Origin of the sequence: Streptomyces sp. NRRL S-31 (assembly GCF_000718775.1) — a bacterium.
In the GTDB taxonomy this organism is placed as follows: Bacteria; Actinomycetota; Actinomycetes; order Streptomycetales; family Streptomycetaceae; genus Streptomyces.
The window spans coordinates 1-19,676 of record NZ_JOCB01000020.1 but is presented as its reverse complement, the minus strand read 5'-3'; the positions used below and the strand labels follow the sequence as shown (position 1 = coordinate 19,676).

The 19,676-nt window shown below is 75.4% G+C and carries 18 protein-coding genes; 10 read left to right on the top strand and 8 right to left on the bottom strand.

Annotated features, from left to right (window positions below; genetic code table 11):
- The first annotated feature begins 1 nt into the window (after position 1).
- Entirely contained in the window at positions 2 to 2,830 is a 2,829-nt protein-coding gene (locus IF37_RS0110855; RefSeq protein ID WP_030739782.1) for an NHLP bacteriocin export ABC transporter permease/ATPase subunit, read from the top strand.
- On the opposite strand, the gene IF37_RS0110850 is transcribed toward IF37_RS0110855, so the two are convergent.
- Positions 2,827 to 3,657, bottom strand: coding sequence for a ribonuclease BN (locus IF37_RS0110850; RefSeq protein WP_052845091.1), 831 nt, complete (start codon positions 3,655 to 3,657; stop codon positions 2,827 to 2,829). The genes IF37_RS0110855 and IF37_RS0110850 overlap by 4 nt on opposite strands.
- Positions 3,658 to 3,902: 245 nt before the next feature.
- Between IF37_RS0110850 and IF37_RS0110845 the strand changes: the two genes are divergently transcribed.
- The gene (locus IF37_RS0110845; protein WP_052845093.1) at positions 3,903 to 4,949 is read left to right on the top strand and encodes a galactosyldiacylglycerol synthase; all 1,047 of its coding nucleotides are present in this window, start codon (positions 3,903 to 3,905) and stop codon (positions 4,947 to 4,949) included.
- Positions 4,950 to 5,407: 458 nt separating this feature from the next.
- Here IF37_RS0110845 and IF37_RS0110835 read toward each other — a convergent pair whose 3' ends face one another.
- From IF37_RS0110835 to IF37_RS0110825, 3 genes are read right to left on the bottom strand one after another with little or no spacing between them, the layout of a single operon-like run.
- Positions 5,408 to 6,199, bottom strand: coding sequence for a polysaccharide deacetylase family protein (locus tag IF37_RS0110835; protein WP_052845090.1), 792 nt, complete (start codon positions 6,197 to 6,199; stop codon positions 5,408 to 5,410).
- Between the two features lie 7 nt (positions 6,200 to 6,206).
- Positions 6,207 to 7,133 carry a DMT family transporter gene (locus IF37_RS0110830; protein ID WP_030739775.1) on the bottom strand — a complete coding sequence of 309 codons (927 nt, stop codon included), beginning with the start codon at positions 7,131 to 7,133 and terminating at the stop codon, positions 6,207 to 6,209.
- 7 nt (positions 7,134 to 7,140) lie between these two features.
- A complete protein-coding gene (locus IF37_RS0110825; protein WP_030739773.1) occupies positions 7,141 to 7,995 on the bottom strand; it encodes an SDR family oxidoreductase in 855 nt (284 codons plus the stop codon).
- Positions 7,996 to 8,291: 296 nt separating this feature from the next.
- On the opposite strand from IF37_RS0110825, the gene IF37_RS0110820 reads away from it, so the two are divergent.
- The 5 genes from IF37_RS0110820 (at position 8,292) to IF37_RS0110800 (ending at position 12,209) form a co-directional block, all read left to right on the top strand.
- On the top strand, positions 8,292 to 9,797 hold the full coding sequence (locus IF37_RS0110820; RefSeq protein ID WP_030739771.1) for an MFS transporter: 1,506 nt from the start codon (positions 8,292 to 8,294) through the stop codon (positions 9,795 to 9,797).
- 117 nt (positions 9,798 to 9,914) lie between these two features.
- Complete coding sequence (locus tag IF37_RS44845) at positions 9,915 to 10,091, top strand: hypothetical protein (protein ID WP_173456771.1); 177 nt, start codon at positions 9,915 to 9,917, stop codon at positions 10,089 to 10,091.
- A 167-nt stretch (positions 10,092 to 10,258) separates the two neighbouring features.
- The gene (locus IF37_RS0110810) at positions 10,259 to 11,317 is read left to right on the top strand and encodes an iron-containing redox enzyme family protein (RefSeq protein ID WP_030739769.1); all 1,059 of its coding nucleotides are present in this window, start codon (positions 10,259 to 10,261) and stop codon (positions 11,315 to 11,317) included.
- Positions 11,318 to 11,359: 42 nt separating this feature from the next.
- Positions 11,360 to 11,989, top strand: coding sequence for a HemK2/MTQ2 family protein methyltransferase (locus tag IF37_RS0110805; RefSeq protein WP_052845092.1), 630 nt, complete (start codon positions 11,360 to 11,362; stop codon positions 11,987 to 11,989).
- Positions 11,990 to 12,002: 13 nt separating this feature from the next.
- Positions 12,003 to 12,209 carry a CDGSH iron-sulfur domain-containing protein gene (locus IF37_RS0110800; protein WP_030739765.1) on the top strand — a complete coding sequence of 69 codons (207 nt, stop codon included), beginning with the start codon at positions 12,003 to 12,005 and terminating at the stop codon, positions 12,207 to 12,209.
- 208 nt (positions 12,210 to 12,417) lie between these two features.
- On the opposite strand, the gene IF37_RS0110795 is transcribed toward IF37_RS0110800, so the two are convergent.
- The gene (locus IF37_RS0110795; protein WP_030739763.1) at positions 12,418 to 12,861 is read right to left on the bottom strand and encodes a subtilase-type protease inhibitor; all 444 of its coding nucleotides are present in this window, start codon (positions 12,859 to 12,861) and stop codon (positions 12,418 to 12,420) included.
- A gap of 466 nt (positions 12,862 to 13,327) precedes the next feature.
- Here IF37_RS0110795 and IF37_RS0110790 point away from each other — a divergent pair, with 466 nt between their 5' ends.
- Positions 13,328 to 14,512: a lactate 2-monooxygenase gene (locus IF37_RS0110790; protein WP_030739761.1), complete on the top strand. Its 1,185-nt coding sequence runs from the start codon at positions 13,328 to 13,330 to the stop codon at positions 14,510 to 14,512.
- Positions 14,513 to 14,905: 393 nt separating this feature from the next.
- Here the strand turns inward: IF37_RS0110790 and IF37_RS0110785 are convergent, their stop codons facing one another.
- Together IF37_RS0110785 and IF37_RS0110780 are read right to left on the bottom strand one after the other, a co-directional pair.
- Positions 14,906 to 15,283, bottom strand: a complete 378-nt coding sequence (locus IF37_RS0110785; RefSeq protein WP_030739759.1) for a hypothetical protein — start codon at positions 15,281 to 15,283, stop codon at positions 14,906 to 14,908.
- Positions 15,284 to 15,286: 3 nt separating this feature from the next.
- On the bottom strand, positions 15,287 to 15,526 hold the full coding sequence (locus IF37_RS0110780; protein WP_030739757.1) for a hypothetical protein: 240 nt from the start codon (positions 15,524 to 15,526) through the stop codon (positions 15,287 to 15,289).
- A 371-nt stretch (positions 15,527 to 15,897) separates the two neighbouring features.
- On the opposite strand from IF37_RS0110780, the gene IF37_RS0110775 reads away from it, so the two are divergent.
- Complete coding sequence (locus IF37_RS0110775) at positions 15,898 to 18,276, top strand: SpoIIE family protein phosphatase (protein WP_030739755.1); 2,379 nt, start codon at positions 15,898 to 15,900, stop codon at positions 18,274 to 18,276.
- Between the two features lie 3 nt (positions 18,277 to 18,279).
- On the opposite strand, the gene IF37_RS0110770 is transcribed toward IF37_RS0110775, so the two are convergent.
- A complete protein-coding gene (locus tag IF37_RS0110770) occupies positions 18,280 to 18,828 on the bottom strand; it encodes an RNA polymerase sigma factor (RefSeq protein ID WP_030739753.1) in 549 nt (182 codons plus the stop codon).
- Positions 18,829 to 18,873: 45 nt separating this feature from the next.
- Between IF37_RS0110770 and IF37_RS0110765 the strand changes: the two genes are divergently transcribed.
- A partial coding sequence (locus IF37_RS0110765; RefSeq protein WP_030739751.1) for a serine/threonine-protein kinase occupies positions 18,874 to 19,676 on the top strand: 803 nt, incomplete at its 3' end.

Genomic DNA, 19,676 nt, shown 5'->3' with positions numbered 1-19,676 from the left:
GATGACGACGGTGCGGGAGGAGCACGACGGCGACCTGGTGCTCGGCGCCCTCGGCTCGCTGGGCACCCGGCTGGACTGCGCCGGTCTGAGCCGCCTGGACCTGGCGGGGCCGCAGGTGCTGTGGCTGGTCGCGGCCGGTGCGCTGGACCTGTTCGCGGTGGACGCCGCCCAGCAGGGCCACTGGCACCATCTGGGCCGGCTGGAGGCGGGCACGCTGCTGCTCGGTCCGGTCACCGGGCCCCGGCACACCCTGGTGGCCCGCCCGGTCCGCGACTGCGTGGTGCACCGCGTCGGCCTGCGCGAGCTGTACCAGCCGGCGCACACCCAGACGTGGTCGTACGACGAGTACGGCGCCCCGCAGTACGTGCCGCCCGCCAGCAGCCCGCTGGAGTACGCGGTCGCGCTCGGCGTCGGCCGTGGCCTGTCGGTCCTGTTCCAGGCCCCGATGGCGGACGAGCACACCGCCGCGCCCGCCGACGACGACGTGTTCTGGATGCAGGTCCCGCCCGGCAGTGTGCAGTACGGCTCGCTGTACGGCGCGGAGGCCGCCGCCGACCTGCTGATGGACCCGGCGCTGTGGCAGGGCCTGGTGGACCAGCAGTACCGGCTGCTGACCACGCTGGACCGGTGGATCGAGCGGCTGGAGCAGGCGCACGAGACGCGCACGGCCGCCGGGATCAGGGCCGGGGAGGCGGTGCGCGCGCAGGCCGACCAGACCCTGCTGGCCGCGATCGGCACGCGCTCGGCACGCCGGCCGACGGCGGCCGACGCGGACGCCACGTACGCGGCCTGCAAGCTGGCCGCTCAGGCGGCCGGGATCGCGCTCGCAGAGCCCGCGCGGAGCGGCACCGGGAGCGACGACCGGCTCGATCCGGTCGAGCGGGTCGCGCTGGCCTCCCGGGTGCGCACCCGGGCCGTCCGGCTGGAGGGACGCTGGTGGCGGGAGGACGTGGGCCCGCTGGTCGGCCACCGGGCGCTGTCCGGGGCGCCGGTGGCGCTGCTGTGGCGGCGCGGCGGCTACGTCGCCGTCCATCCGGGCACCGGCCGGGAGACGCCGGTCGGGAAGGCGAACGCCGAGGAGTTCGAGTCGCGCGCGGTGATGTTCTACCGGCCGCTGCCGGACAAGCGGCTCTCACCGCTCGGGCTGCTGCGGTTCTGCCTGCGCGGCACCCGTGCCGATCTGCTGCACCTGCTGCTCGCGGGGCTGGTGACGGTGGCGATCGGCGCGCTTGTGCCGATCGCCACCGGCAAGGTGCTCGGCGAGTACGTGCCTAAGGCCCAGGAGGGCCTGATCGCCCAGGTGTGCCTGGCGGTGATGGTGAGCGGGGTGGTCACGGCGGCGTTCACGCTGCTGGAGAACCTGTCGATCCTGCGGCTGGAGGGCCGTATCGAGGCGGCGCTGCAACCGGCCGTCTGGGACCGGCTGCTGCGCCTGCCCACCCGTTTCTTCACCCAGCGGTCCACCGGCGAGCTGGCCGGCGCGGCGATGGGCGTGAGCGCGATCCGCCGGACGCTGGCGGGTGTCGGCCCGGTGGTCGCCCAGTCGGTGACGGTCGGCGCGATGAACCTGGGGCTGCTGCTCTGGTACAGCGTGCCGATGGCGCTCGCGGCGATCGGGATGCTCGTGGTCATCGCGGCGGTGTTCGGCGGGCTCGGGCTGTGGCAGGTGCGCTGGCAGCGGCGGCTGGTGAAGCTCGGCAACAAACTGAACAACCAGGCGTTCCAGACCCTGCGCGGGCTGCCCAAGCTGCGGGTGGCGGCGGCCGAGAACTACGCCTACGCGGCGTGGGCCCGTCAGTTCGCGCGCAGCCGGGAGCTCCAGCAGCGGGTCGGCCGGATCAGCAACCTCACCACGGTCCTCGGCGCGGTCTACCTGCCCGTGTGCACCCTGTTGATGTTCATGCTGCTGGCGGGCCCGGCCGCGGGGGCGATGCCGGCGGCGGACTTCCTCGCCTTCAACACCTCGGTGACCATGGTGCTGACCTCGGTCACCCAGCTGACCGGCGCGTTCGTGTCGGCGGTGGCGGCGCTGCCGCTGTTCGAGGAGATCAAGCCGGTGCTGGAGGCGGTGCCCGAGGTGCGGGCCGCGAGCACCCGCCCCGGGCCGCTGTCGGGCGCGGTGGAGGCCCGCCGGATCTCCTTCCGGTACGCCGACGACGGCCCGCTGGTCCTGGACGACGTTTCCTTCGCCGTCCGGCCGGGCGAGTTCGTGGCGATCGTCGGCCCCAGCGGCTGCGGCAAGTCCACGCTGCTGCGGCTGCTGATCGGTTTCGACCGGCCGGTCTCCGGCAGCGTCCTGTACGACGGTCAGGACCTGGCGGCGCTCGACCGGTCGGCGGTGCGCCGCCAGTGCGGGGTCGTCCTCCAGCACGCGCAGCCGTTCACCGGCTCGATCATGGACGTCATCTGCGGCACCGAGCCGTACACGCCGGAGGAGGTGATGGCGGCGGCGGCGCTCGCGGGGCTGGCGGAGGACATCCAGCGGATGCCGATGGGGCTGCACACCATCGTCGCGGGCAACGGCGCGATCTCCGGGGGCCAGCGGCAGCGCCTGATGATCGCCCAGGCACTGATCCGGCGCCCGCGCATCCTCTTCTTCGACGAGGCGACCAGCGCCCTGGACAACGACACCCAGCGCGTCGTCATCGACAGCACCCGCAAGCTGAACGCCACCCGGATCATGATCGCCCACCGGCTCTCCACCGTCCTGGACGCCGACCGGGTGATCGTGATGGAGGAGGGCAAGGTCGTCCAGCAGGGCACCCCGGCCGAACTCCTCGCGGACACGTCGGGCCGGCTGCACGAGCTGGTGCGCCGGCAGCTCGCCTAGCGCGTGTCGTCCGGGCCGTCCGGCGCGTGCGGCTCGTGCGGCTCGTCGCGGTGGTGGGACGGCAGCCAGTGGTGCTCGGTGAACCAGCGGCCGAAGAGGGAACCGCCGTAGATGACGAACCCGACGCCGATGAGCCACGACTCGACGACGAGGACGGTGCCGACGGCGCCGTAGCTGAGCGCGTTGGTGACGATGAGCGGGGTGAAGACCAGGTAGGAGAAGGCGCGGAGCCCGGCCAGACCGATCATCGTGGCCACCGCGCCCGGCAGCAGCGAGCGCCAGTGGATCTGGCCGCCCAGCAGGAAGCGCTGCCCCCACCAGAAGAACAGCACACCGCTGATCGTGGACAGCGTGATCCGCTGGCCGCCGTGGAGCGTCGTCTTCGTCGCCACCTCCTGGTAGAGGTAGGCGGTCAGCACCACCAGCCAGGTCGCCTGCCGCCACACCCGGTGCCAGGGACCGGCCGCCAGGCCCCAGATCCGTTCGTAGGCGTTCTGCACGCTGCCGCCGAAGGCCACGCCGAAGACGGCGAGCAGCACGGCGCTCCAGACGCTGGTGGTGCCGATGACCTTGCGCGGGGGGCTGATGACGTCGGTGATCACGTGTGCGGACCGGCCGGACAGCCCCATGCCGTCGGTGAGCCAGGAGGCGAAGCCGCCGCGCACCAGGGGGTCGGCCGCGGCCACCACGATCAGCAGCGGCGCCAGCGTGACCAGGGCCAGGGTGGCGAACCCCATGGCCCGGTGCATCAGCTCCAGTTCCCGCCCGTGCTCGAACAGGGCCCGGACGCGCAGCCACTGCCACGCACGGTGCAGGCCGCGCCGCAACCGTCTCACGGCTCCTCCCGTGCTCGCCGCCCACTGGCTCGGACGTGCCGGTCCCTCCAGCGTGGCACGCGCCGCGGCCGGAGGACGGGCACCGGCACGGCCCCGTGGTGCGCACGGGTGACCGGCCGGCCGGGCGGCGCACCGGCCGTTTGGGCGCCGTGCCCGCGGAGAACCGTCACTCCGTGCGCACCACCGACGACGAGGCGCCGGACCGGCGGCGGCGAACGCTGATCCTGAGCGCGAGCATGGGGGCCGGCCACGACACCGTGGCCGCCGAACTGGCGCGGCGGGCCACCGCCCGGGGCCATGAGGTCCGGGTGGCCGACGTGCTGCGGCTGCTGCCGTACGGGCTGGGCACGGGGCTGCGCCGCGGGTACCAGGCGTCGGTGCGGCACCTGCCCTGGGTGTACGCCGGGGTCTACGGCGCGTTCCTGCGCGAGGGTCGCGGCCCGCGCCCCAGCGGGGTCCCGCTGGCCCGGCTGGCCGGGGACCGGCTGACCGAGCTGGTGGACCGGACGGGCGCCGACCTGGTGGTGTCCGTCTTCCACCTGGCCGCACAGCTGACCGGGCACCTGCGGGAACGGGGCGCGCTGCGGGTGCCGAGCGCCGTCTTCCTGCTCGACTTCGCGGTGCACCGGCAGTGGCTGCACCCGGGCAACGACCGGTACCTGTGTCTGACGGACACCGCGGCGCGGGCCGTGCGCCGGGCCGTCGCGGCGCCCGTGGTCACGACCGGCCCGGTGGTCGGGCCCGCCTTCCGCGCGCCGGCCGCCGGGGCGGACCGCTGGCGGGAGCGGTTCGCCGCGCGGGCGCCCGGCCGGCCCCCGGTGCTGCTGTCCGCCGGCGCCTGGGGCGCGGCGTCCCGGCCGGCCGCCACCGCACGGCTGCTGGCGGCGGCCGGCTGGCTGCCGGTGGTGCTGTGCGGCCGGAACGAGCGGCTGCTCGCACGGCTGGCCGGGGAGCCGGCCGCGCTGGCCCTGGGCTGGGTGGACGACATGCCCGGGCTGCTGGGGGCGTGCCACGCCCTGGTGGACAACGCGGCGGGGCAGACCGCCGTGCAGGCGCTCGCCGCGGGCCTCCCGGTGATCGGCCACCGCCCGCTGCCCGGCCATGGCGCGGACGGCGTCCGCCGGATGGCCGACCTCGGCGTCTGCGAACTCGCCCCGGACCCTCCCACGCTGCTGAGGGCCCTGGACGCGCTGCGGGAGGACGGAGGCGCGCGCACGGCCCGGGTGGCCCGGGGCCGCGCGCTGTTCCGGGCCGACGCGATGGACTGCCTGACGGACCTGTAGGGGGGCGAGGCAGCGCACGCGGTCCGGCGCGGGAGGCACGCGGCGACCCCGCCACACCGCCCCGCCCACGGTGACCCCGACCGCTGCGCTCACCGACCCGGCCGCGCCGGAAGAGCCAACTCCGGTACGACGCGCCGGGCCCCGGTCCCGCCCGGAAGGCACAAGGCGACCCCGCCACACCGCCCCGCCCACGGTCACCCCGACCGCTGCGCTCACCAACTCGGCCACGCCGGAAGAGCCGACTCCGGTACGACGCGCCGAGCCCCGATCCGGCACAGGAGTCACGAGACGACCCCGCCACGCCGCCCAGCCCACGGTCACCCCGGCCGCCGTGCTCACCGACCCGGCCGCGCCGAAAGAACCAACTCCGGTACGACGCGCCGGGCCCCGGTCCCGCCCGGGAGGCACAGGGCGACCCCGCCACGCCGCCACGCCCACGGTGACCCCGACCGGCGCGCTCACCGACCCGGCCGCGCCGGAAGAGCCAGCTCCGGTACGGCGCGCCGGGCGGGTGCCGGCGCCGGGCCGTGGTCGCGGAGCGGGCCCACCGTCAGCCCGGCCGCCCGGCAGCCCTCGACGACGGCCGGCAGGGCGCCCAGCGCCGCGTGCCAGCAACCGGGTGCCGCGTACCGGTCGGAGTCGTGCAGCAGGACGGTGCCGCCGCCGCGCAGGTCCGCGGCGACCCGGGCCCGTACGGACTCCGGCGTGGCGTCGGCCGTCCAGTCCCTGCCCCACGCCGACCACAGCACCGTCCGCAGCCCGGCCCGCCGGGCGGCCAGCCAGCGGCTCGTGCTGAGGATGCCGTACGGCGGGCGGTACCGGCGCGGGCGGGTCCCTGTGAGGTCGTGCAGCAGGCGGGCGGTCCGGGCGACCTCCTCGGCGTCCCGGGCGAACGCGGGCCGCCAGGGCCGGTCGTGGCTCCAGCCGTGCACCCCCAGCTCGTGCCCGCGCCGTACGGTCTCGAGCACCACGTCCGGGTGGCGCACCGCGCGCTCGCCGAGCACGAAGAAGGTGGCCCGCGCCCCGAGTGCGTCCAGCGCGTCCAGGAACCGCGGGGTCGACACGGGGTCGGGCCCGTCGTCGAAGGTGAGCGCGATGTGCCGGTGGCGGCCGATACCGGCGAAGCCGGGGAAGAGCAGCGGCCGGACCCCCGGCAGCCAGGTGGCCGCGGGGCCGATGTGGGCCGCGGCGACGGCGGCCGGCAGCAGGACGGCGGCCGTACTCCGGGACCGGCCGGACACGGGGGACATCGGTGACCTACCTCCTCGGTGCGCGTGGGACGGGGGCGGCGGAGCCGGGGGACGCCGTCGGGTCGTCGGTGTCCCACTCCCCGCCTGTGGACTGGGCGTGGGCCAGGCCGATGCTGCCCGCGCCGATCAGCGCGATGCCGACCAGCTCCGGCAGCACGCTCAGGCCCAGGTGGATCGTCTCGGCGAACAGCACCCAGCCGAGGACGACGCTGGTGATCGCGTCGCCGAGGGTGAGCGCGGGCTGGGACGCCGTCAGCGAACCGGCGGCGAGCGCGCCCTGGAGCAGCAGGAAGGCGACGAGTCCGGCGGCTCCGGTGGCGTACAGCGACCAGTGACCGAACATCGCCTCGGGCCCCTGTGCCAGCCGTCCCACCGCCTCCTTCAGCAGTGCCGCGGTGGTCGCGAAGGACACCGCCGAGGCCAGACCGAGCAGCGCGGCCCGGGAGGCGCCCCGGGCCGGGCGCGCGACCAGCACCAGCAGGACCACGACGCCGAGTGCCGCGCCGCCGCCCAGCAGCCACGCCCGCGGCTCCGCGGTGGGCCGGCCGGCCGACGGCGCGGCCGCCAGCAGGAACAGGGACAGCCCGCCGGCGAGGGCGAGGAACGCCAGCCAGGTCCGGGTGCCGGGCCGGCGCCGGAAGACGACGCTGCCCACGGCGAGCGTGAACAGCAGCTCGGCGGCGAGCAGGGGCTGGACCAGGGCGAGGCTGCCCGTGGCCAGCGCCCCGGCCTGGAGCAGGCTGGACAGCGCCAGCAGTCCGGCGCCCGCCAGCCAGGAGGGGCGCCGCAGCATGTGCCCCAGTTGGCGCAGGGCGGAGCGCGTCCCGCCGCCGCCCTCGTCCGGCGTCTGGACGGCGGCCCGCCGCTGGAGCACCGAGGCGGACGCGTTGGACAGGGCCGCGAGCAGGGCGAGCAGCACCGTGACCGCGGTCATGGCCCGGTCACCCGTAGCGGGCGGCGAGCCGCCGGTAGAGTCCGGGCGCGGCGCCCCGCACCAGTGCGGGCAGCCGCAGCCACCCGGGGACGTACACCTCGTCCCTGCCGTGCCGTACGGCGGCGCAGACGGCGTCGGCGACCCGCTCGGCGGGCACGGGCCGCGGCCAGGACCGCGTGTAGGGGATTCCCCGCCGGTCGAAGAAGGGCGTGTCGACGACGCCGGGGACGACATGGCTGACGCCCACACCGGTGCCGCGCAGTTCGTACCGCAGGGAGTCGGCGAAGGTGCCCAGGGCGGCCTTCGCCGCGGAGTAGACGGCCTCCCCGCGCACCCCGACGCTGCCGGCCAGGGACCCGATGAGCACGACGCGTCCCGAGCCGGCCGCGACCATGTGGGGCAGTAGGGCGCGTACCAGGTGCACGGTGGCCAGCAGGTCGACACCCACGATCTCGTCGATCCGCGCGGCGGGCATGCCGGTGAAGTCCCCGGCCCAGCCCACGCCGGCGCCGGCCACCAGCAGGTCGAGCCGCCCGAGGCGGTCCAGGGTGAGATCGGTGAGCCGGCGGTCGGCGCCGGGCCGGGAGAGGTCGGCGGCCAGGGCGACCGCGCCGGCCTCGGCGGCCACCTGCTCCAGTCGGGTGACGTCGCGGCCGTTCAGCGCGAGCCGCCAGCCCCCTTCGGCGGCCAGCCGGCGGGCCACGGCGGCGCCGATGCCGGAGGAGGCACCCGTCACCAGGGCGGCACCGCCCCGGCCGGGCCGGCCGCGGCCGGTCCCCGGGGCGGTACGGCGTTCCGCGGCCGGGGCGGAGGCCGGCCGGGTGCTGTTCGACGGTCCTGCGGGAGACGGTGCGTGGGACATGGTGACGACCTCAACTCGACGGCGTGCACGGGCTCGCGAACTCCGGGGCCGAACCCTCGCGGTGTATCCAGGGCGCCACACGCTGAAACACCGCGCACGGCGGAACACCCGGCCGGCCGTCGGCGGACGGCCCATTTAAAGAAACGTTGCCGTTTCGCTCGACGTGTCATAGGCTCGATGTGTACGAAACCGTTTCGTTTACAAGTTGTTAACCTTTCCGAACCCTCCGACTCCTTCTCCGTTCCGACCCTTTTCCGGACCCTTCCGTACCCGGACGACCTCCCTGGAGTGGACCCATGTCCGAGAAGACCCTGGCCGACGGCCCCCGCGCGCACGCGGCGGCGACCGAGCAGGGCGCGGCCCCACCGAAGCGGTGGTGGATCCTCGCGGTCATCGCCGTCGCCCAGCTGATGGTGGTCCTCGACGCCACGATCGTGAACATCGCCCTGCCGTCCGCCCAGACCGACCTCGGCTTCTCCGACGGCAACCGGCAGTGGATCGTCACCGCCTACGCCCTCGCCTTCGCCTCCCTGCTGCTGCTCGGCGGCCGGATCGCCGACCTGTTCGGCCGCAAGCCCGCCTTCCTCGTCGGCGTGGTCGGCTTCGCCGCGGCCTCCGCGCTCGGCGGCGCCGCGAACGGCTTCACCATGCTGGTCGCCGCCCGCGCCCTCCAGGGCGCCTTCGGCGCCCTGCTCGCCCCCGCCGCGCTGTCGCTGCTCAACACCACGTTCACCGACGCCCGCGAGCGGGCGCGCGCCTTCAGCGTGTACGGCGCGATCGCCGGTGCGGGCGGCGCGGTCGGCCTGCTGCTCGGCGGTGTGCTCACCGACGCCCTCGACTGGCGCTGGACGCTGTACGTGAACGTCGCCATCGCCGTCGCCGCCTTCGCGGGCGGCTGGATCCTGCTGAGCGGCCACCGCGACGCGGCCGACGCCAAGCTGGACGTGCCGGGCACCGTCCTGGTCGCCGCCGGTCTGTTCTCCGTGGTGTACGGCTTCTCCAACGCCGAGACCCACGACTGGGGCTCCCCGCTCACCTGGGGCTTCCTGCTCGCGGGCGGCCTGCTGCTGGTGGCCTTCACCTGGTGGCAGACCCGCGCCGCGCACCCGCTGCTGCCGCTGCGCATCCTGCTCGACCGCAACCGCGCGGCCTCCTTCCTCGCGGTGCTCATCACCGGCGCGGGCATGTTCGGCGTGTTCCTCTTCCTGACCTACTACCTCCAGCTCAACCTCGGTTTCAGCCCGACCAGAACCGGTGTGGCGTTCCTGCCGATGGTCGGCGCGCTGATGGTGACCGCCCAGGCCGGCACCACGCTGCTGGTGCCCCGGATCGGCCCGAAGACGGTCATCCCGCTCGGCTTCGCCATCGCGACGGCCGGCATGGCCTGGCTGACCGGCATAGGCGTCGGCTCCCACTACGCCGGCGCGGTGCTGCCGCAGCTGATCGTGATCGGCGTGGGCCTCGGCCTGGTCATGCCGCCCGCCATGCAGCTGGCCACGGGCGGGGTGGCGGCCGAGGACGCGGGCGTGGCCTCCGCCACCGTCAACGCGATGCAGCAGGTCGGCGGCTCCATCGGCACGGCCCTGCTCAACACCCTCGCGTCGAGCGCCGCCACCGACTACCTCGCCGGCCGGGACGCCACCAGTCAGGCCGTGCGGGCACAGGCCACGATCGAGAGCTACACCACCGCCTTCCGGTGGTCGGCGGTGCTCTTCGGCGCGGGCGCGGTGCTGGCGTTCCTGCTCTACCGGCGCGGGGTGCCGCGGCAGGACGAGGGCGCCGCACCCGTCGTCCACATGTGAGCGGCCGTCCCGGGCGTCGGGCCGGACCGGTCGGGGGGCCGGTCCGGCCCGACGCTTGGGACGGCGCCGGCGGGCAACCCGCAGGGGAGAATCACCACCCGAGGGAAGGGAGACGCCATGCCGGGCGGGAACGACCACGAGGAGCGGCCGGAGACGGCCCTGGACGAAGTGGTCCGGGAGGTCGCGCGGGCCGGGAAGAGCGGGGAGCGCGACGAGGACCGCGACGCCTCGGGCGAGGCGGGCGACGCCATCACCCCGAACACCGGGGCCCAGGAGCAGGCGGAGGGCGACTGAGGCGACCGGACCGGCCGGGTGACCGGCGAGGTCCGCGACCACGCCCCGGACCTCGCCGGTCGCACGGCGGGCGGCATCCGGGGCGCCCCGGCCCCCGGACCTCCGGGAACAGCGGCGGCGTGCGGTCGATCACCACTGCTTCGGTACCGGCCGGGTACCCGGGCCGTATGAGCCACCACCAGCGAGGACCCCAGCTGCCCCCGCCCCGCGGCCCGCTCTCCGCGGCGGTGTCCGCCTCCCTGCGCGATGCGGGCCCTCTCCCGCCGGTCTCCGGCGCCGAGACGGCGGACCCCTACGGCGACGACCTCCAGCTCGCCCTGTACCTCTGCTACGAGCTGCACTACCGCGGTTTCGCCGGGGTGCCGCCGGAGCGCGAGTGGGACCCGGAGCTGCTGCGCGTCCGGGCCGCGCTGGAGCACCGCTTCCTGACCGCGCTGCGCGCCGACACCCCGGGCCACGACAGCCTGGACGACGCGCTCGGCGCCCTCCTGGTCGAGCCGGCCGACGGCACGGGGGTCAGCCACTTCCTGTGCGCGGAGGGCGAGCTGTGGCAGCTGCGGGAGTACGCGGCGATGCGCTCGCTGTACCACCTGAAGGAGGCCGACCCGCACGCCTGGGTGCTGCCGCGGCTGTGGGGCCGGGCGAAGGCGGCGATGGCGGCGGTGGAGTTCGACGAGTTCGGCGGCGGCCGGGCCGAGCGGGTGCACGCGCGCCTGTTCGCCGACCTGATGACCGACCTGGGCGTGGATACCACCTACGGCCGCCAGCTGGACGCCGCCCCGGCCGAGATGCTGGCCGTGGTCAACCTGATGTCCCTGTTCGGCCTGCACCGGAGGTGGCGCGGCGCGCTGGTGGGCCATTTCGCCGAGGTGGAGATCACCTCCTCGCCCGGCTCCCGCCGGCTGGCCGACGCGATGCGCCGCGCCGGAGCCGGCCCGGCCGCCCGGTTCTTCTACGACGAGCACGTGGAGGCGGACGCCGTGCACGAGCAGATCGTCCGGCACGAGGTGATCGGCGGACTGCTCGACGAGGAGCCGGAGCTGGCCCCGGACATCGCCTTCGGGATCGACGCGACCGAGTACCTGGAGGACCGGCTGGGCCGACGGCTGCTCGCCGCCTGGCGGGCGGGGCGGTCGGCGCTGCGCACGCCGCCGGTGCCGTCGGCGGGGCCGGAGCCGTCCCCGGAGTCACTCCCGCCACGGCGGCTGTCCCATACCTCGCACTGATCGGGGTACTCGCCGGATGTGATCGCTTTGCTGCTTCCGGGCGTGTACGCCCCACAGGACGACACGGAGCTGCTGGCGGAGGTGCTCCGCGAGGAGTCCCCGCCGCGCGGCGCGCGCGTGCTGGACGTCGGCACCGGAAGCGGTGCGCTGGCCCTGGAGGCGGCCCGGCGGGGAGCCGAGGTGACGGCGGTGGACGTGTCCCGGCGGGCGGTGTGGACGGTCCGGCTGAACGCCTGGCTCACCCGGCTGCCGGTGCGCATCCGGCGCGGCAACCTCTTCGCGCCGGTCCGGGACCGCACGTACGACCTCATCCTGACGAACCCGCCCTACGTGCCGGCCCCCGTGAACGGGCGCGCGCCGCGCGGCCGGTCGCGGGCCTGGGACGCGGGCGGCGACGGACGGATGGTGCTGGACCGGATCTGCCGCGACGCGCCGGGGCTGCTGCGCCCCGGAGGGCTGCTGCTGATCGTGCACTCGGCGCTGAGCGGTCCGGACCGCACCCTGGAGCTGCTGCGGGCGGCGGGACTGAAGGCCGCCGTGGTCCGGCGCCGCTGGATCGCCTTCGGTCCGGTGCTGCGCTCCCGGGAGGACTGGCTGCGCCGGCGCGGGCTGCTCGCGTCGGCCGACGACAGGGAAGAGCTGGTGGTCATCCGTGCCGAACGACCCTGCTGACTCCGACGGCCCCATCGGCTCCGCGGCGCGCGCGCCCGCCGACCGGGCCCGCCGGATCACCGTGCGACGGCGCGGGCCCCTCCTGGTGGAAGGGCCCGTGGAGATCGAGCTGGAGGACGGGACCACGGTCTCCTCGGACCGGTTCCGTGTCGCTCTGTGTACCTGCCGGCGCAGTCGCCGCTACCCCTGGTGCGACACGAGCCACCGGCGCAAGGCCTGACACGCGCTCCCGACGCGTCGTTTCCCGCCGCTCCCCGGGAAGGCCCCCCACGGACCTGCCCGGGGAGCGGCTGTGTGCCCGGGGCCCGCGGGCGGCCCCACTCCGCCCGCCTGCCCCGGCGCGAGATCGCGGGACCCCCGCCCCAGGGGGCCGCACTCCCCAGTTGCGGGCCTTGTCCGGCGTTCACGGGGGTCCGCGCGATCCCGGTCTAGAACGCGAAGAGGCCGCCGCCGACGGCGTCCCTCGCGCAGGCGTTGTGGAAAGTGCGCTCGTAGGAGACGCGCTTGCCCTGCCAGACGCCCTGGACCGTGACCACGACCGGGTCGAAGACCTCGGTGCACAGCGCGTCGCCGGCCGGTTTGAGGGCGTCGAGCCCGCCGTCGAGTCCGTCGTCGAGGCCGCGCAGTTCGGCGCAGGCCCGGGCCGCCGCGGGGTGGGTGCCGGAGGCCGTGGGAGCGCAGCTCAGGGTGACGGCGCGCTCGGGAGTGGCCGTGGCCGCGTCGCCGCCGTGGCCGGTGGTGAGCACCAGCGCCGAGGAAGCGTAGAGCGACGCCGGGGCGGCGCCCGGTGCGGCGACGGCGGCCCCGGTCAGGGGTCCGCAGACGGCGGCGGTGAGACCGAGGGTCGCTGCCCAGCGTGCGGTGTTCCGCATGGTGTGCATCCTTCCGCTCGAACGGACGAGGCGCCGGCTCCGGTTCCGGTCGGGTACCGGGTGCGGCGTGCGCCACTCTGCCGAGTCGACGGGAGAAACTCACATCGACCCCATGGGTTTCAGTAACCTTTCGTGTTGAATCAGTGGCGCGAAGTCACGGAGTCCGAACACGGCGGCCCCGTAACAGAGCCCCTCCCTCATCACGGAAGCGGCCAACTGGCCGGAAAGCGGCGGTTCGTTAATCGTCCTGAAACATTCCGGCTGCGCCCGTCCCGCGATCCTTCATGACTCCCTGTGTTCATGAAGTGATCACCAGAAGCGGACACATCCGCCATCCGGACGAGGCGGCCGATGCCACTTCCCGTGGCCGGCGACCGGCGCGGACCGGTGCCACGTTCCGCCCCGCGCCGACTTACCGGTCGGTATCGTCGGGCGGGCACGCGGCCGACGACGGGCGGGAGGACGGATGGCGCGGCACTGGGCCGACTTCCAGTACGAGATCTATCTGAACGGGACGACCGGGGCGGTGCCCCGGCTGCCGACCGACCCGACCCGGCTGGAGGAGCTGGCCGAGCACCGGCTCGCCCCGGGGCCGGTGGGCTATGTGGCGGGCGCCGCGGGTGACGGCAGCACCGCCCGCGCCAACCGGGAGGCACTCGCCCGGCACCGGATCGTGCCCCGCATGCTGCGGGACGTGCGCGAACGCGACCTGACGACCGAGGTGCTCGGGCGGACCCTGCCGGCCCCGCTCGCCCTGGCACCCGTCGGCGTGCTGTCGATCGTGCACCCGGACGCCGAGACGGCCGCCGCCCGGGCCGCCGCCGCGCTGGGCGTGCCGTTCGTGCTGTCGTCCGCGTCGAGCACACCGCTGGAGCGGGTGGCGGAGGCGATGGGGGACGCCGAGCGGTGGTTCCAGCTGTACTGGGGCAAGGACCGGGAGGTGACGCGGAGCTTCCTCGGCCGGGCCCGGGCGGCCGGTTACTCGGTGCTGGTCGTCACGCTGGACACCCCGCTGCTCGCCTGGCGGCCCCGCGACCTGGACCAGGCGTACCTGCCGTTCGTGCACGGGGTGGGCACCGCCAACTACTTCACCGACCCGGCGTTCCGGGCGGGTCTCGCCAAGCCGGTGCACGAGGACCCGGACGCGGCGGTGCTGCACTTCCTCGGCCTGTTCGGGGACGCCGGCCACACCTGGCCGGACCTGGCGTTCCTGCGCGAGCACTGGGACGGGCCGATCGTCCTCAAGGGCGTGCTGCACCCGGACGACGCCCGGCTCGCCGCGGACGCCGGGATGGACGGCGTGGTGGTCTCCAACCACGGCGGCCGGCAGGTGGCCGGCTCCGTCGCCGCGGCCGACGCGCTGCCCGGGGTCGCGGACGCGGTCGGCGACCGGCTGGCGGTGCTGTTCGACAGCGGGGTGCGCACCGGAGACGACGTCTTCAAGGCCCTGGCCCTGGGCGCCCGGGCGGTCCTGCTGGGCCGGCCCTATGTGTACGGCCTCGGCCTGGACGGCCAGGCGGGTGTGGACCACGTGATCCGCTGCGTGCTGGCCGAATTCGACCTCACCCTGGCCCTGTCGGGCCATGCGAGCCCGCACACGCTGACGCGGTCGGCGCTGGCGCCCTGTGGCGGGCCGCCGGCTGCCTGGTGACTGGTGACTGGTGATCCGAGTCAGAGATCCTTCGCCGGACCGGCGGCCACCAGCCGGGTGCTGTGCGGCTGCCCGGCCCGGCCCGCTGGAGTCCGGCCGCCGGCACGCCGGGCAGCTCGCGAGAACCACCCGAAAGGTCACCAGGGCCAACTCGGGGCGAGAGGTCGGTGGCCCGCGTCGGTGGCCGCTCCTGCGGGAGGGCCGGGCCGGACCCGTCGCACCCCGTGTGAAGCGGGCGCACGGACCGGCCGGTCGCGCACGCTCCCGGGGAGCGCGGGCCGGTGGTGGACTGGGAGCCGGTCCTCCCCGGACAGCCCCGTGCCCGGCCGGCGGCCCGGCGGCCTTCCCGCCGGCCGGGTACGGGGCGGGCCCCGCCCCCGAGGGGTGCCGGGGTCAGATCTGCCAGGAGCGGAGCCGGTCGGCGGCGCCGTACACGTCGGTCTTGCCGGAGATCAGGTCGCGGGCCAGGTCGACGAGGGCGCCGTAGGGCGGGTCGATGCCGACGCCGCTGACGAACATGTAGGCCACGGCGGTCGCGCAGGCGAAGCGGGCGTTGGCCGCGGGCAGCGGCTTGAGGACGGCGAGGGTGTGCAGCAGCGCGGCGGCGCGCCAGGCCGGGTCGGAGTCGACGCCGAGCCGGGGCGGGTCCACCCGGTGCCGGGCGACGGCCGCGACCAGCGCGGAGAAGTCGTCCACGGCGGGCTGGTCGGGCAGGACCTCCTCGTGTCGCTGGAGCAGCCAGGGCACGTCGATGTGGATGACGGAGGGCATCGCTCAGGCGGCCTCGCCCCGGACGGGGGACTCGTCGTCGGGGAAGGCCGCGGCGAACTCCTCGGCATGACCGGCGAAGAAGCGGCGGAAGGCTTCCGCGCCCTCCTGGAGGGCCCGGTACCGGGCGATGTCGGCGGCGGCGGCCTCGCGCACCAGGGCCTTCATCGACGTACCGCGCTCCTTGGCGATCTGGCGCAGGTCGTCGAGTTCCCGTTCGCTGAACTCCACATTCAGAGCTGGCATGCCCTCACGGTACCGCGCGGGTACTCACGCGTAAATATGCGCAGGTGGGGTGACATTTGGGACGGTACCGGGCCGGTCGGAGGGCGATGTCCGGTTCGACCGGTCGGGGCGCCACGCCCACCGGCCCCGCCGACCGCGGGCACGCCACCCGAACCCGCGCCATCCGCCTCCCGCCCGCCGGGCCCACAACCGGGCACGTACGGACAGATTCTGACGGTCCGTCATACATTCACCGCACTCGTACCGCACATCCGTCCCGCCCCGGCGCCCCGACCGCGGACCCGGGCGGCCGCACGGGAGCGGGAAGCACTACGCTGGGACACGCGTGGTGCCACCTGTTGACTGTGAGTGTGCGCTTGGGAGCGGCGACGATGAGCCGGGTCTATCCGTTCGACGATGCGGCGACGGCCCGGGCTGTCATCGATGACGACGGCACGCTGGTGGAGTGGAACGAGGGCGCCCGGCGCCTGCTCGGCCACTCGGCGGCGGATGTCGTGGGCCGCCCGGCCGCCCGGCTGCTGGCCGGCGACGGCACTCCCCCCGTGCCCGCCGTCGGACGCTGGGACGGCACGGTCGGACTGCGCCACCGGGACGGCCGTACGGTCTCGGTGTGGGTGCTCGCCCACCACCGGCCACCGGGCGACGGCCGCGGCGGCGACTGGCTGGTGGTCACCCCGCTGACCGGCCGCGAGCCGAGCGCCCCCGATGATCCGCTCACCCGGGCGGGCCTCATCCAGTCGCCGTGCGCCATAGCGGTCTACGACGACGCGCTGCGGCTGCGCCGGATGAACGACGCCATGGCCGAGGCGACCAGGCTGCCCGCCGACCGGGTGCGCGGCCTGCGGATCTCGGAGATCGGCGGCAAGCCGCAGGGCGAGGAGCTGGAGCGGAGCATGCTCCGGGTGCTCGCCACCGGGCAGCCGGTCGACGTGCAGACCGTCATGCGCATCGGCGGCGAGGGCCGGGCGCGCGCCTGGCTCACCCGGCTGGCACCGGTCACCGACGCGGAGGGCCGGGTGCGGGGCGTGTGCGTGGCGGCGCACGACGTCACCGACAACTACCGGTCGCGCCAGCGCCTCCAGATCGTCAACGAGGCGAGCGTGCGCATCGGCTCGACCCTCGACGTCACCCGTACGGCGCAGGAGCTGGCCGACGTGTGCGTGCCCGTGCTCGCCGACTTCGTCACGGTCGACCTGCTGGACCCCGAGGAGTACGGCGGCGAGCCCCCGGCCCGCGTCACGGCACCGGTCCGGCTGCGCCGGGTCGCCCACCGGTCGGTGCTGGAGGGCGAACCGGAGGCGGTGGCCGGTCCCGAGTTCGCCGAGGCGTATCCGGCCTCCTCCCCGCAGGCGCGGTCGCTCGTCGCGGGACGCACCGTCACGGCCTCGGTGACCGGGGGCGACACCGACGAGTGGCCGGCCCTGACGGACCGCGGCGAGCGCGTGCGCCGGGTGGGCATCCACTCCTACATGTCGGTGCCGATCCGGGCCCGCGGCCTGACCCTCGGGGTCGCGGTGCTGGCCAGGCACCGGCGCCCGGACGCGTTCACCGGCGACGACGTGCTGCTGGCCGAGGAGATCACTGCCCGGGCCGCCGTCTGCGTCGACAACGCCCGCCGCTACTCCCGCGAGCGGGAGACCGCGCTCACGCTCCAGCGCAGCCTGCTGCCCCGCACACTCCCGCGCACGGCCGCCGTGGAGGCGTGCTGCCGCTATCTGCCGGCGGCCCGGGCGGGGGTCGGCGGCGACTGGTTCGACGTGATCCCGCTGTCCGGGATGCGGGTCGCGCTGGTCGTCGGGGACGTGGTCGGGCACGGCATCCAGGCATCGGCCACCATGGGCCGGCTGCGCACCGCCGTGCGCACCCTGGCCGACATCGACCTGGCCCCGGACGAGTTGCTCACCCACCTCGACGACCTGGTGCTGCGGCTGTCGGACGAGTCCGGTGGCGAGGGCGGTGCCGGCGAGGTCGGCGCGACCTGTCTGTACGCCGTCTACGACCCGGTCTCCCGGCGCTGCACGCTGGCCCGCGCCGGCCATCCCCCGCCCGTGCTGGTGCGTCCCGGCGACGGGCCCCGCCTGCTCGACCTGCCGGCCGGTCCCCCGCTGGGCCTGGGCGGGCTGCCGTTCGAGTCCGCCGAGGTGGAACTGCCCGAGGGCTCCGTCCTCGCCCTGTACACGGACGGTCTGGTGGTGTCCCGGGAGCGGGACGGGGACGCCGGCCGTGAGCTGCTGTGCCGGGCGCTCGGGCGGCAACCGGAGTCGCTGGACGCCACCTGCGACCGCGTCCTGCGCGCCCTGCTGCCGTCCGGCGGGGTCGCCGACGACGTGGCGCTGCTGCTGGCCCGCACCCAGGGCCTGCCCGCCTCGCAGGTGGCGACCTGGGACATCCCCGCCGACCCGGCGCTGGTCGCGCCGATCCGCAAGCAGGTCGTGGACCAGTTGGCCGCCTGGTCGCTGAGCGAGGCGTCGTTCACGGCGGAGCTGGTGGTCAGCGAGCTGGTCACCAACGCCATCCGGTACGGCGCCCACCCGATCCGGCTCCGGCTGATCCACGACGCGACCACGCTGATCTGCGAGGTGTCCGACACCAGCCACACGGCGCCGCACCTGCGCCGGGCCAAGGTCTTCGACGAGGGCGGCCGGGGCCTGCTGCTGGTCGCCCAGCTCACCCAGCGCTGGGGCAGCCGGCACACCCCCGAGGGCAAGACGATCTGGGCGGAGCTGCCGTTGTTCGAGGAGGACCGGTAGGGCTCAGGAGGCGGTCAACCATGGCCGTATCTGTCTGCGGGCCTCGTGCAGCCGGGACTTGAAGGTGCCGAGCGGGAGTCCGGCGCGCTCGGCGGCCTCGGCGTAGTCCAGTTGGCAGATGTCCCGGTAGACCAGGGGCGCGACCAGCCGCGGGTGCTCCCGCTCCAGCCGTTCCAGGGCCTCCAGCAGGTCCACCCGGGAGCCGGCGATGACACTGGTGGTGCGGGGGTCGACGGCGTGCCCGGGCTCGATGACGGCGGGCTGTTCGGCGGCCCGCCGCTTGAGTTCGCGGTACTTCTGCCGGCAGCAGTTGGCGACGACGGTGTGGAGCCAGGTGCCGAAGCGGCTGCGGCCCTCGAAGCCGGTGATGTGCCGGGCCACTTGGAGCAGCACGTCCTGGGCCGCCTCCTCGGCGTCCTCCCGGCAGGGCAGGAAGCGCGCACAGCGGCGTACGGTCTCGGGCCGGATCTCGGTCAGCAGCCGGTCCAGGGCCGCGCGGTCGCCGCCCGCGGCCCGCCGGGCGAGGTCCTCCACCGGCGCCTGGTCGTGCACGGGCGGCCCCCTTCACGTCGGTCCGAGGGCAGGCATGATAGTCGTATGCGCCCCCTGGAGCGGATCGGCCGCCACCGCCTCGAACGGCCGCTGGGCAGCGGTGCGTTCGCCACGGTGTGGCTCGCCCACGACCCCGAGCTCCAGGCCCCGGTGGCGGTGAAGGTCCTCGCCGAGAACTGGGCGCACCGGCTCGACGTCAGGGAGCGGTTCCTGACCGAGGCGCGGCTGCTGCGCCGGGCCGGCTCCAGCCGGGTGGTGCAGGTCTACGACATCGGTGAACTCCCGGACAGCAGGCCGTACTTCGTGATGGAGTACGCCGGTGGCGGCACCCTCGCCGAACTGCTGACGGACGGTCCGCTGCCGGTGTCCGACGCGCTGGCGCTGACGGCCGAGGCCGCGCGCGCCGCCGCCGCGCTGCACGAGGCGGGCATCGTGCACCGCGACATCAAACCGACCAACGTGCTGCTGCACACCGCCCCGGACGGCACCCGCCGGGTGCTGCTGGCCGACCTGGGCCTGGCCAAGAGCCTCGCGCAGGGCTCGGTGCTGACGCTGGCTGCGGGTTCCGCGGGCTACCGGCCGCCGGAGCAGGCCGAGCCCGGCGCGGGCATCGACGAGCGGGCGGACGTCTACAGCCTGGGCGCGGTCGGTTACGAGCTGCTCACCGGGACCGTGCCGGGACCGCCGGGGCAGGTGGTACCGCCCCGCCGGCTGCGGCCGGAGCTGGGCGGGGACGTGGCGCGGGCGCTGCTGCGCGCGCTGGAGCCGGACCGGGCGCGGCGCTGGCCGGGCGCCGCGGAGTTCGCCCGGGAGCTGGACCGGCTGGCCGCGGCCCCGGCGGCACGGCC

Excerpts from the sequence above, each read along its gene's own strand:
- IF37_RS0110855 (WP_030739782.1), top strand. The coding sequence starts at position 2 with ATGACGACGGTGCGGGAGGAGCACGACGGCGACCTGGTGCTCGGCGCC.
- IF37_RS0110845 (WP_052845093.1), top strand. The coding sequence starts at position 3,903 with ATGGGGGCCGGCCACGACACCGTGGCCGCCGAACTGGCGCGGCGGGCC.
- IF37_RS0110835 (WP_052845090.1), bottom strand. The coding sequence starts at position 6,199 with ATGTCCCCCGTGTCCGGCCGGTCCCGGAGTACGGCCGCCGTCCTGCTG.
- IF37_RS0110830 (WP_030739775.1), bottom strand. The coding sequence starts at position 7,133 with ATGACCGCGGTCACGGTGCTGCTCGCCCTGCTCGCGGCCCTGTCCAAC.
- IF37_RS0110825 (WP_030739773.1), bottom strand. The coding sequence starts at position 7,995 with ATGTCCCACGCACCGTCTCCCGCAGGACCGTCGAACAGCACCCGGCCG.
- IF37_RS0110820 (WP_030739771.1), top strand. The coding sequence starts at position 8,292 with ATGTCCGAGAAGACCCTGGCCGACGGCCCCCGCGCGCACGCGGCGGCG.
- IF37_RS44845 (WP_173456771.1), top strand. The coding sequence starts at position 9,915 with ATGCCGGGCGGGAACGACCACGAGGAGCGGCCGGAGACGGCCCTGGAC.
- IF37_RS0110810 (WP_030739769.1), top strand. The coding sequence starts at position 10,259 with ATGAGCCACCACCAGCGAGGACCCCAGCTGCCCCCGCCCCGCGGCCCG.
- IF37_RS0110795 (WP_030739763.1), bottom strand. The coding sequence starts at position 12,861 with ATGCGGAACACCGCACGCTGGGCAGCGACCCTCGGTCTCACCGCCGCC.
- IF37_RS0110790 (WP_030739761.1), top strand. The coding sequence starts at position 13,328 with ATGGCGCGGCACTGGGCCGACTTCCAGTACGAGATCTATCTGAACGGG.
- IF37_RS0110785 (WP_030739759.1), bottom strand. The coding sequence starts at position 15,283 with ATGCCCTCCGTCATCCACATCGACGTGCCCTGGCTGCTCCAGCGACAC.
- IF37_RS0110780 (WP_030739757.1), bottom strand. The coding sequence starts at position 15,526 with ATGCCAGCTCTGAATGTGGAGTTCAGCGAACGGGAACTCGACGACCTG.
- IF37_RS0110775 (WP_030739755.1), top strand. The coding sequence starts at position 15,898 with ATGAGCCGGGTCTATCCGTTCGACGATGCGGCGACGGCCCGGGCTGTC.